This window comes from Motilimonas sp. 1_MG-2023, assembly GCF_030547455.1.
Lineage (GTDB): Bacteria > Pseudomonadota > Gammaproteobacteria > Enterobacterales > CBDFNC01 > Motilimonas.
In genome coordinates, this window is sequence record NZ_JAUOPX010000031.1 from 1 (window position 1) to 11,693 (window position 11,693).

The window sequence follows — 11,693 nt, forward strand, 5'->3', positions numbered from 1 at the left end:
TAAAAAAGGTTCTACAAAGAAGAGTACAAGTGATCGGCATCGATGTTATTAACCGATCGACTTCATGTTAATACGCACTTGAGCCTTAACCGCGCTTAGTCTGGGTGCCTTTCTCTGGATACGCCCCAGACCCCAGCCTGCGCCTCTGCCAGAGATGCTGTTTTCAGTTTCACCCAAAACTGGGCTATCATGGCGCTTTTTTTACTCGGGAGAAGCGCCAGTGCACACCTTAGCTCAACTTAAATCAGGTCAATTAGCGGGCTGCAAGCGTCTGCAATTAGCCGAGGACTTAACCGAGTTCCCGCGTGAAATTTTTACCTTAGCCGACAGTTTAGAAATTCTCGATATCTCTAACAATCAACTGTCTGAGCTGCCTGACGATTTGCATCAATTGCACCAATTGAAAATCATCTTTGCCTCTAACAACCGTTTCGAGCATTTACCTGAGTCGTTAGGGCAATGCCCACAACTGGAAATGATTGGCTTTAAGTCTAATCAAATCAAACAAGTATCTTCCGCATCTTTACCATTGCAAACGCGCTGGTTGATTTTAACCGACAATCAAATTGAGCAGCTGCCCGCACGCATGGGCGAGTTACATCGGCTACAAAAATTAGCCCTTGCCGGTAATCAACTCACCAGCCTGCCTGAGTCGATGGAAGATTGTCGCAATCTAGAGTTAGTGCGCTTATCTGCAAACCGCTTAAGCACAGTGCCCGATTGGTTGTTAAACTTGCCAAAACTGGCATGGCTGGCGTTTTCGGGTAATGAATTTAGCCATGTTGAACACAGTGAAAATAGCACTGTGTTAACCCTCGACCCGAGCCAATACCAATTAGCCGAAGTGTTAGGGCAAGGGGCATCAGGAATTATCTATCGCGCTCAACTCACGCAGGGCGAGCAGATAAATGAAGTAGCGGTAAAAGTGTTCAAAGGCGGCATTACCAGTGACGGCTATCCCAGTGATGAGCTTAATTGCTGCCTAACCACTGGCGAACATCCCAATCTGATAAAAGTGCTAGGCCAAGTTGATCAAGCCGATCAACTCGCTCTGGTGATGGAGCTGATCCCGCCACAGTTTACCAACCTTGGCTTACCCCCTTCCTTGCAAAGCTGCACCCGCGACACTTTTGTGGAAGGAACACAATTTAGCCCCAAGCAGATTTTAAGCATTGCCCAACAAATGGCCGACACCTTAGCGCATATGCATCAGCAAGGGGTCAGCCACGGCGACATTTACGCCCACAATATTTTAATGAATCTGCACAGCGATATTTTGTTTGGCGACTTTGGCGCAGCGACTAACTTAAACAAACTCACCACTGCGCAGCAACAGGCAATGCAAGCCATTGAAGTGCGAGCCTTTGGTTGCTTGTTGGATGATTTACTAGGCCAAGTGACCACTGGTCAGCCTGAGCTTAAAGCTAACTTAAGTGAAGTAGCTAAGGCGTGTATGAATGAGAATATGGCACAAAGGCCGAGTTTTGCGGCAATATTGACGCAATTACATCAATACAGGTAAGCCCCCTCCAAATATGACTGCTACCAATTCTTGTAGCAGTCAAAGCAGAGCATGTTGCTTTAGGTACGCGGACTGAGCATCATTTATTGTTACTGAGCACGATGCTATCAACTGAACAAATCCTATCTTGTGATAGGGCAAACTTCAGGCTATTAAATACATTTCGAGCCGTCATGTTGCCTAAATGATTAGCGCCTCTACACTCATCCCACTCTTCTTTTACAAGTGGCGATGGACTATCAAAATCAGCAGGATAAATCACCAAAATACGAATTCCACTGCCTTTAAGTCGATGTCGTAATCTATCCGCAAAGGTAGATTGTCCCGCTTTGGCCGCACTAAAGGCTTCATTACAAGTGCCGTGAGTATCGTTAGGTAAACTGGCTGTGCTATTGATAAATACGATATCAGGGCAAGTAGAGCGTTCAAGTAATGGCAAGAAATGCTTGGTCACCAATACACTTCCTAAGGCGGTCGAATTCAGGCTGGCGGCAATGTCAGCATCGCTGGCTTCAATAATATTACCCGTTAACCATGAAGAGGCATTATTAATCAAAATATCGACCTTTCCTGCCTGCGCAGCAACATCTTGGGCAAACTGTTTAATCTCACTTTGCTGCGTCACATCAACTTGAAAACAAGACACCTTCGCTTGCGGTGCAACTTCTCGCACTAAGGCAGCCGTCGTTTCGGCTTTAGGCAGTGTGCGCGCCGATAAAAACAGCTCAGCACCTAACTGAGCAAATAAAATTGCCAATGCTTGACCTAAATCTGGACTAGCTCCTGTAATAACTATTTTTTTGCCTGTGAACATCACTTCAACACTCCTTAGATAAACAGCAAAAAACTGCTCCGATTTGGTAACACCAAAGTTCAGCATAAAACCTCAACTTAACTTGAGATAAAGGATTATTTTTATATAATTCAAAGACGGATAAATATTCAGGGCAGCAAGCATTGACCCAAGAAGCAATACTGACAATTGGCCAAGTCGCTAAGCGCTGTGGCGTAAATAGCTCCGCTTTACATTTTTATGAGGCAAAGGGACTCATTCAGAGCAGCCGAAATCAAGGCAATCAACGTCGCTATCACAAAGAGGTGCTAAGACGAGTCTCCGTGATCAAAGCAGCGCAAAAAATGGGCATCAGCTTACAAGAAATTAAGCTAGCTTTTGCTACTCTGCCCAATAACCGCACTCCCAATGATAAGGATTGGCAGCAATTGGCAAGCCAATGGCGAGCAAGCCTAACCTCCCGTATTCGGTATTTGGAAAATTTAAGAGAGCAGCTAACAGGTTGCATAGGCTGCGGCTGTTTATCAATGAAAGCCTGCCCCCTTTACAACAACAATGATGAATTATCAGCAATAGGCACAGGCGCAATACTCTTGGAAGACGCTAAGTAGAGCAATTCATTAAACCGCCGCAGACAATTTTTTACACCATAAAAAGCGAATAGAACCAGATGTAATACCATCGATAACACCTTGTTTGTCATATTTCTTTATCTAAAACGACACTTAGGTGAAATCTAACTTTCATACCCGCCTGCTTAACTGGCATAGACCAATTTAGGAGGTGGAATGAAAACTATAATACTTAGCATGGCACTTATTACGGGGGCCGGTTGGGCCAGCGCGAGCAGCGCTCAACAGCATTATCAAGCGGGTGACAAGGTCACTTACAATGGCGATACCTATCAGTGTAAACCTTGGCCGAGCGACGGTTGGTGTAACCTAGCATCATACCAGCCCGGCGTCGGTGAATTTTGGCCTAAGGCATGGGATTTATTAAATAAACAGGGATTGCCGAAAGCGTTTATTAACACCAGCATTCACCCTGAATTTGATCTAGGCCAAACCAAGCCACAGACAGACCAAATTTATTTTTACCTAGGCCAATGCTGGCAGGCTAAGAATGCCCCCGGAAAGTGGGAAACGCCCCGCGAGGGCTGGTTTTGGCAAGCAGCAAGTTGTCAGCCTAAAGTGCCGCCTAAAGCCTACCCTATGATGGCGGTAGCACGAGATGGCAAGCATTATATTTGGCGAGATAACAATACCTTACTAACCGTTGACTATCAGTTCAGCGAAGTATCCATTAATAAACAAGCGCTATCCGAATCAGCTTACCAAGGTCTAGGCCAGTATATTGACCAGCTGTCGGGCGCATTTAACCTTGATGCCAACACCCTCGGGGTGTTCTTAAGTAATGATCTTTACTTAGAGTATTCAATTGCCGAGCAAGCCATTTTACCTGGCTATCCAATACCGATGTCTGAGCGCTTTGAAGGCATGCAAACGGGCGTCGTCGGCGTCATGCGTTGGCGTAATAGCGACCGTATTTACGCTTTTTATAATGACGGCAGCTATGATCGTATCACCCTCAGCAGTGGTAAGGTCGATAACGGGTACCCTAAAGCCGTGGCGGGTCACTGGTCGGGACTAGAAAACTACGGCACTGAGATTATTGGTATTTCAACCGTATTGCCTGATTTCGCCGATGTATTTTTAACGGATAATCGCGTCGCTCGCTATGACTTAGCCGCCGATCGTGTGGTCGCTGGCTACCCGAAACACCTACCCGCAAGTTTAATTGATGCGCCCTATAATAACCCCCTCGAAATTCGCGCTGGGGTAGATGCAACGGGTTGGATCACGGCTGCAGGCAACACTGGCTACAACGAATGGCAGGACCCTCGCGCGGCAGAGCAGGCAGCGAAACTCACCGCGGCATTTGCCTTAAACAACGCGAGTAATGCTTGGTTCTTGAATGATGGCCAATATGTTGAAGTTGACCCCGCTACAGGTAATGTATTACCAGGCTTCCCGGTTGATCGGGATGAAGTATGGCAGGGCATCGCCGCAGACAGAACCATAGTAGGCGCACTGAAATGGAACGATCAACGGGCATTTTTATTCTTAGATGATGGCAGCTACCTCAGAATGAATTTAACCACTAAGTCGGTCGATTCAGGTTATCCAAAAGCCATCAATGACAGCACTTGGCCCGGCCTTGGCAAGTACGCGAACAACATTTCAGCGGTACTCAACCACGGTTATGATTACGCCGATATCATTCTCACCGACCAAACCATCGTGCGCTATAGCATTAGTGCCGATAAGCTGATTAGCGAGCCCGCGCCAATGGCGTGTTATTCGGATTACTTAGGGTTAGATAAAAACGCAACCTGTGAGTTAAATTTCATCTCAGCGCCTTATTTGCAAGCGCCCGGACCCGACCGTATGACGGTCATGTTCGAAATGCAGGCTAAAGGCGGTGTTGTTGAATACTGGCAACAGGGCGAACAGGCACTACAGGTAGCCGCCAGCGTTTCCAAAGAAGACCCGATGGCGTTGGTGCAAGAAGCCACACTGACTAACTTAGCGCCCAATACTACCTATCAATATCGTGTGATGGTGGGTAAGCAAGCATCTGAGATCTATCAATTCCGCACTTATCCAGCCTCTAGTGCACAACAAGCGCAAGCTAAATTCATCGCTATCTCCGACGTACAAAGGGGCAATGAAAACGTACTGGCTGAGATTGTGAATGGCATTATCAAACACGAATGTGATGGCCAAGTAGCGAAGTGTTCACAAACCTTGGCCGGTATCATTATGGCGGGCGATATTACCGAAACTGGGGGCGATCGCAGTAATTGGCGTAAGGACCTGATGGCGCGCATGAAAGCAATAGCGCCGTATGTGCCAATGATCCCCGTAACAGGTAATCACGACTATCACTCTGATGCTGAGCTGACCAATTATCGTAGCTATTTTGCGCCGCCTCAAAATGGCAGTAGTGAGTACCCAGAGCATTGGTACACCCTAGATTATTTAGGCCTTCGCATCATCGGGCTAGATAGCTACCCAGTTTCGGGGATAAATGGTCGTTTTAATCGTAATACTCTAGAAACGCAACGTAATTGGCTAACCGATACTCTGGCGCAGTCGAATGACAAGTCATTTGTAATGGCGGCTTTTCACCACCCGTGTTTATCGGAAATGTGGTTAAAAGGCGAATCAATTGGCATGTGTGAAGCCGTGCGTATGCTAGAAGACTTTAGTGCTGAAACAGGCATTACCTCTGGTCATGTCTATGGTCATACCCACAGTTATTCTCGCGGTCAATCACGCGATGTACCTCATCTCTGGCTCAATGCCGCAAGTGTCTCTGGCACGCTAGAGCCACTCAATGACCAGTCCTATATTGAGCGTGAAGTGTTTGACTATGACACCATTGCGGTATCAAACAACCACTACGGCTACAGTACCTTAGAGTTTGATTTTAACGCGAATACCATGGTGACCAAGCGCCGTGACTTCGACCGCACCGCGCAAACCTTTCCACAAACCGACCAAGCTCAATTTGCACCAGAGGGCGTAGTGGCAGCCCCCATACCAGCCGCGCCATCGGTACAAACACTAAGTGATTTAGCGCTGGCGGTCACCGGCGTTGATAACGCGTATGAATTGCACTGGCAAGTCAGCAAACAAGCTGATTTTAGTGGCCTAGTGTTTGATTTGTGGGGTAATGATACTCGCGTAGAAAACTGGCAATATCAGCGTGATGTGAAGAAAATTGCAGGCTCACGACCTATCGGCCATCAACCTGAAAACCTACAAAAAGGGGCCGATATATCTAAGCTACCGCTGGCGCAATTACTTGCGCAACGTGGCAGAGCAATAGGCGGTGACGATCAGTTTTACTGGCGCAAGCTCTATCCCGGCCAAGCCACGCATAGCAGTAAATTGAATGAATATGACAACCAATACCGCCCTAGCCTAAGTGTTGAGCCAGGAGAGACGCTGTACTGGCGTGCGCGTAGTCGTTCCAGCAACATGGTTTGGAGTGATTGGTCTGACACCGCCCCTGTCGCCGTGACAGGTAGCATTTCCGACAACCTACTCGACGACAATCAGTGGCAAGTTACGCAAGGGGTCATGCAGCGCATTAATGTGCCAACATCTTCGCAATTTGCCCCAGCCTCTAACAGCAAAGTTTGGGCGGGTAAAGGTCACGGCGGTGCAACGGCCAACGGCAACCAAGACTGGATGCAACAGTCCATTGCGGTGACCGGCGGTGAAAAACTGCTGCTGTCAGTCGCAATGACCACGTGGGAGAATCGCGATAAACCTGCGGTTAAAGCACTGGTTCGCACAGGTGATGGCAAGCTGACGGAACTAGCTCGTTTAACCACGCGCTATGCGCGGGTCTGGGACTACCGTCAGCAAGTGCTGCAACTGCCAAATGATGCAGTAGAGGTTATTATTGTGGTTGGCGGGCAAGGCAATGCCGGTAACGACAACGATATCTATTTCGACCAGCTAGCGCTTAAACGCATGCTATAAAATACAGCGCCCCGCCTTAGTGGGGCGCTTTTTTGTCTGCACAAACTTGTTGTTCGCGCAACGGTAACCCACTTGAGTCTATTCTTTGTGCGGTCTAGTATAAGACCCAGCATGCTTGCACAATCAAACCACAAGTAGACCCAATCAATGACCCAAGGTTCCATCGACATTGCATGGTGGCAGTTAGCCCTGTTTAGCTTAACGCTGATCATTCCCTTTGCGATAAACTTTCGCTATCAGTTAGAGATTGGCAAAGATGCCATGGTCGGTTTACTGCGCATGACGGTGCAGTTATTTCTCATCGGCCTCTATTTACAGTATCTGTTTACCTTAAACAACTTATGGGTCAATTTGCTGTGGCTACTGATAATGCTATTGGTGGGCAGCTCAGCCATTATTAAAAAAGCTAAGTTACCAGTGCGACCGATGCTTGCCCCGGTGCTATTAGGCTTACTCGTTGGACTACTACCATTGCTAGCCTTACTGTCACTGGTCATTATTCAGCCGCAACCTTATTACCATGCCCAGTATCTGATCCCACTAGCAGGCATGTTGCTCGGTAACAGCCTCACGAGTAACATTGTTTGCTTGCAGCACTTTTTTTCCGCTTTTAAAGATCGCTGGGACGAATATGAAGGTGCGATCGCTTTGGGTGCAACCTCAGTGCAGGCTTGTCATGTGTTTGTACAAAGCTCACTGCAAAAAGCCCTCGCTCCCATTTTGGCGACTATGGCTACCACAGGCATAGTGTCTTTACCCGGCATGATGACGGGGCAAATATTAGGCGGTGCCAGTCCAATGGTGGCCATTAAATATCAATTGCTGATTATGATAGCGATTTGGGTGATGATGAGTGTGTCGATTACCTTATGTTTGTTTTTGGTTGTTAGGCAAAAGATCAGCCCAGAGGGGCGATTGAAAGTAACATTAACTTAACTAACCCAAGTCATGATTGAGCCGATTGCAGCCAGATAAATAATGGAGAGTGAGTAATGACCAACGACGAATTCAACCAATTTTGCGCCGCACTGCCCGTTACCACTCATGTGGTGCAATGGGGCGGTGCAGATGTGTGGAAAGTAGGCGGCAAAGTGTTTGCCATTGGCGGCTGGGGACCCAAGCAAAGCGATGGTACTGTGCTGCCGGCTTTTGTGTTTAAAACCTCTGATCTCAACTTTGATTTTTTAAGTCACCAAGAGGGCTTTAGACCTGCGCCTTATATGGCGTCGCGCGGCATGAAGTGGATCCAGCAAGTTGATAACTCAGCAGAAAAAGATGAAGCCTTAACTTATTATCTGAAAGAGTCTTATCGCTTGGTGTCATTAGGCCTAACTAAGAAAAAACAGCGTGAGCTAGGCTTAAATCAACCACCCACACCGTGAAAATATCACTCCCAACGGGCTTGATGTTCATCTAACTCAAAGCCAATTTGCTCGCCACTGCTGCACAGCTGTTTAACCTCGGCGGGTGAGCCATCAGGTTGTAGTGATAAATAGCCAATACCTGAAGCGTTAATTAACCGCTCGCCCTTGCCCCCCTGAACAGGTCGATGGGGGATCACTTTCATTCTGCGTCGTCTAGTAAACCAGTTAAGAGGCGAGTAAGGCGCATAAAGCCAGCGGTTAAGTCGGTCTAATACATCAAGTAGACGTGCCGGAAATTCATTTTTTATCCCACTACTGGTAATTTGCCAAATGTTTGGGCCACCTTGGCGACCGCGCAGTTGCACTTGATAAGCAAAAGAATAATGCACATCGCCAGATAAAATGATGAAGTGTTGCGGGGTTTTAGAGTGACGAAATAAATTAAGCAGCACATTCGCCGCGCCCGGATGCGCCATCCAGTTTTCGGCGTCCACCATTAAGGGATGCCCAGCCCAAGTAAATAGCTGTTGAATCACTTCAATTAATTTCACACCAAACATCGGCGCAGGCGACACTAAAATCACCGCTTCTTTACCCAGTAGCGTTTGTTGTAAGTCGGTTAATGCTTCCCAATCCATAAGCCCCGATGGCGCATTTAAATTACGCTCTGAACGCCAGCGATGAGTGCGCGTGTCTAACACCACCAAAGCGGGCGTGGTCGGCCATTGGTAATGCCAATGATCAAAGTCGATAAGTTGTTGAATCAATTCGTTATGAGGTTGAGTGCCGGGTTGCTGTAATCCCAGTGCAAGTTGACCCATTAATGCCGTTGAAAAATGCTCTGGAGCATTACCCCACCCTTGGCACAACAAGTACCCCACTAAAGCATTACCCAAAATACGCTTTGAAAACGGGTGACCATAGGCGGACAGTTCCCAAGCGGCCGAAAGATTCCAATCATCAGTGACATCGTGATCATCAAAAATCATGGCACAAGGCAAATGCGCCATCGCCCGTTGCACTTGGCTTAAACCTGCACTAAAGCGTGCAATCGTCTCTGCTTCTTCAGTGAAAACACCTTGCTGCTCTGGCGTTAAACCTTCAGGCTGAGTAACGCTGATCAGCTGCCATGGCACTGGCGACCATACCAGCAAATACATCGCCAGCACTTCAGCCAACGAAATAAGATGGTTTTGGGCGGTGTCGGAGGTAAATATGGGTTTCTTAACCCCTTTAAACAAAGCCTTGACCGCACCTTCGGCTTGCTCATCATGACAATCGGGTAGTAACTGCTCACGCTTTAAATAGTGTGCTTGAGAGCTGTGTAATTGCGTCGAATCATCAATAGTGGCAGCGGAAAAAGGTTCGTTAAAAAGCTCAAGACACTTAATCAACTGATGACAAGCAAGCAACATCGGCGTTGCCACATCGTCAGCATAAATTTGGTCACCGCTCATTATTAATAATGATGGCCACTGTTCAGGCACCGTCATGTCATCCTGCGACCAGGCTTGCATCGACTTACTAAGTTGCTGATCAACCACTACTAAACCATCATCACTGGGGTGATGAGGCTTGCGACATGAGCCATGAAGTAGATGCTCAACTTGGGGCTTAATAATAAAGCCCGGACTCGATTGCTGCGGATAACAAAGCTGCGGCGCCCATGTTTGCCACCCTAACCGCTGACCCGCTTGTGCGCCTTGTTGCGGGATTAAATCAAGCTGATAACCAATCCACTCTTGCTCAGGCAGTGCGGTTTCAAGGGGTAAGTCAATCAAGTGAAAGACCAAGTGCTTACCGGCCACCAATGTTTGCGTAGCACTTTGTAACTGCGCTTGACTAATTGCCTGCTCAGGTTGCTGCGCTGGTGATAACGTCAGCTCAATGGCCACGTCGGCACTGGTGGCTAACCATAAGGTTAATCGTTGCGCGGTGATGCGCCTAAGAATCGGACCAGCAAGTACTAGCGGTAAAACAACGTCAGACATAACACCCTTATTTCAACCTAGGTAATGGTCTTATAGTACGCAGACCGCCGCATTTTGCCCAAATAATTTGCATTTGTTTACAACGCAGCAGTTATCCTTGTTCCAGCTACCGCAGGAATAGCGCCCCTTTGGGAATCGTTCATTATGCTCACTATTTGTAGGTAGCCTCAAACTGAACGCAATGGGTAGCTCTGAATCCTGTATCTTGAAGTTGTTTGGGTATGCATGCTAACAACTGTTAATATCAATCATTTGTCAATTGGCGCCACTACAAAGGGATGTTTACATATGGGGCAAATACAGCATATTCACCTTAATCGCGTTGAGGTGAAATTAAAAGACACTGACGATCCACTGGCTGCCAAGATCAGTTGGGAGCCAGCCAACCCCGGCGGCACTAATTTTAAGGCGCAAAAACTGATTCAAACTAACCAACAAATAGTGATAACCAAAACCATTGGCGCTTTGTTGTTTGCCTTAGTTTTTGCTATTCCGGGATTTGTGGCATTGCTGATTGGTAGCCCCTATTTCTTTATCAGTGGCGAGTTATTTCTCGGCTTTTTTATGTTGGTATGGGGCGGTATGTTTGGCGGTGTGGGATTTTTTGTTCTGCACAAAGGCAAAAAATTCACCCTCGATAAGGCCAAGGGTATCTATTTTAGGGGAAAAGTATTCGATGACTTTGGCAATGACAATCGCAGTCAGCAAGGCTATCTTAAAGACATTCACGCCATACAACTAATTGCAGAGCATATTCGTTCCAGCTCAAGCAATGGTAGCTCCAGCAACTACATGAGCTATGAAATGAATCTGGTATTAAAAGACGGTGAGCGCGTCAATATAATGGATCACGGCAAGGGCCAAGATGTCGATGAATCAGCGCAACGCTTGGGTGAGTTCTTAGCGGTTCCAATCTGGAAGGCACAATTTTAACATGATGAAAAATACAATTTCAGTTACCTATTTCAAGCATCCCTACGCCGAGTTTGTCATCGGCACCTATCAAAACCAGCTGTGTTTATGTGATTTTCGCTACCGTAAAATGCGTACAACGGTCGACAATCGACTGAAAAAGCAGTTAAAGGCTGAATTTATTGAGCAGAGTAATCCACTTATTGAAGCAACCATAGTGCAATTAGAAGAATACTTCCTCGGTCAACGCAGTGAGTTTGATTTGCCTTTATTACTGGTCGGCACTGAGTTTCAGCAAGCGGTTTGGCAAGCTCTCACTCAAGTTAAGTACGGTGAAACCGCCAGCTATTTAGACTTAGCACAAGCGATTAATAATGAAGGCGCGGTCAGGGCCGTAGGCACAGCCAATGGTGCTAACGCCTTAGCGATCATTATTCCTTGCCATCGCATTATTGGCCGCAATGGTGAATTAGTTGGCTACGGCGGCGGCCTGCCCTTGAAAAAACGTTTGTTAGAATTAGAGCAAAATCTATTTTTATAATGAGTACAACTTAA

General features: G+C 47.1%; 9 protein-coding genes. 7 read left to right on the plus strand and 2 right to left on the minus strand.

What is annotated here, in order from left to right; all coding sequences use genetic code 11:
* Positions 1 to 220 precede the first annotated feature (220 nt).
* Positions 221 to 1,522, plus strand: coding sequence for a protein kinase (locus tag Q4519_RS15160; protein ID WP_303513643.1), 1,302 nt, complete (start codon positions 221 to 223; stop codon positions 1,520 to 1,522).
* 79 nt (positions 1,523 to 1,601) lie between these two features.
* On the opposite strand, the gene Q4519_RS15165 is transcribed toward Q4519_RS15160, so the two are convergent.
* Entirely contained in the window at positions 1,602 to 2,402 is an 801-nt protein-coding gene (locus Q4519_RS15165; protein WP_303513645.1) for an SDR family oxidoreductase, read from the minus strand.
* A gap of 77 nt (positions 2,403 to 2,479) precedes the next feature.
* Here Q4519_RS15165 and soxR point away from each other — a divergent pair, with 77 nt between their 5' ends.
* The 4 genes from soxR (at position 2,480) to Q4519_RS15185 (ending at position 8,253) form a co-directional block, all read left to right on the plus strand.
* A complete protein-coding gene (soxR, locus tag Q4519_RS15170; protein WP_303513646.1) occupies positions 2,480 to 2,926 on the plus strand; it encodes a redox-sensitive transcriptional activator SoxR in 447 nt (148 codons plus the stop codon).
* 177 nt (positions 2,927 to 3,103) lie between these two features.
* Entirely contained in the window at positions 3,104 to 6,871 is a 3,768-nt protein-coding gene (locus tag Q4519_RS15175) for a metallophosphoesterase (protein WP_303513649.1), read from the plus strand.
* Between the two features lie 147 nt (positions 6,872 to 7,018).
* Positions 7,019 to 7,807, plus strand: a complete 789-nt coding sequence (locus tag Q4519_RS15180) for an ABC transporter permease (RefSeq protein ID WP_303513651.1) — start codon at positions 7,019 to 7,021, stop codon at positions 7,805 to 7,807.
* A 56-nt stretch (positions 7,808 to 7,863) separates the two neighbouring features.
* A complete protein-coding gene (locus Q4519_RS15185; protein WP_303513652.1) occupies positions 7,864 to 8,253 on the plus strand; it encodes an MmcQ/YjbR family DNA-binding protein in 390 nt (129 codons plus the stop codon).
* Positions 8,254 to 8,258: 5 nt separating this feature from the next.
* Here Q4519_RS15185 and Q4519_RS15190 read toward each other — a convergent pair whose 3' ends face one another.
* On the minus strand, positions 8,259 to 10,226 hold the full coding sequence (locus tag Q4519_RS15190) for an alkaline phosphatase D family protein (RefSeq protein WP_303513654.1): 1,968 nt from the start codon (positions 10,224 to 10,226) through the stop codon (positions 8,259 to 8,261).
* Positions 10,227 to 10,514: 288 nt separating this feature from the next.
* On the opposite strand from Q4519_RS15190, the gene Q4519_RS15195 reads away from it, so the two are divergent.
* Together Q4519_RS15195 and Q4519_RS15200 are read left to right on the plus strand one after the other, a co-directional pair.
* Entirely contained in the window at positions 10,515 to 11,159 is a 645-nt protein-coding gene (locus Q4519_RS15195) for a hypothetical protein (RefSeq protein WP_303513656.1), read from the plus strand.
* A 1-nt stretch (position 11,160) separates the two neighbouring features.
* Positions 11,161 to 11,679, plus strand: a complete 519-nt coding sequence (locus tag Q4519_RS15200) for a methylated-DNA--[protein]-cysteine S-methyltransferase (protein WP_303513659.1) — start codon at positions 11,161 to 11,163, stop codon at positions 11,677 to 11,679.
* Positions 11,680 to 11,693 lie beyond the last annotated feature (14 nt).

Coding starts and splice junctions, on each gene's coding strand:
- Q4519_RS15165 (WP_303513645.1), bottom strand. CDS start 2,402: ATGCTGAACTTTGGTGTTACCAAATCGGAGCAGTTTTTTGCTGTTTAT.
- Q4519_RS15175 (WP_303513649.1), top strand. CDS start 3,104: ATGAAAACTATAATACTTAGCATGGCACTTATTACGGGGGCCGGTTGG.
- Q4519_RS15180 (WP_303513651.1), top strand. CDS start 7,019: ATGACCCAAGGTTCCATCGACATTGCATGGTGGCAGTTAGCCCTGTTT.
- Q4519_RS15185 (WP_303513652.1), top strand. CDS start 7,864: ATGACCAACGACGAATTCAACCAATTTTGCGCCGCACTGCCCGTTACC.
- Q4519_RS15190 (WP_303513654.1), bottom strand. CDS start 10,226: ATGTCTGACGTTGTTTTACCGCTAGTACTTGCTGGTCCGATTCTTAGG.
- Q4519_RS15195 (WP_303513656.1), top strand. CDS start 10,515: ATGGGGCAAATACAGCATATTCACCTTAATCGCGTTGAGGTGAAATTA.
- Q4519_RS15200 (WP_303513659.1), top strand. CDS start 11,161: ATGATGAAAAATACAATTTCAGTTACCTATTTCAAGCATCCCTACGCC.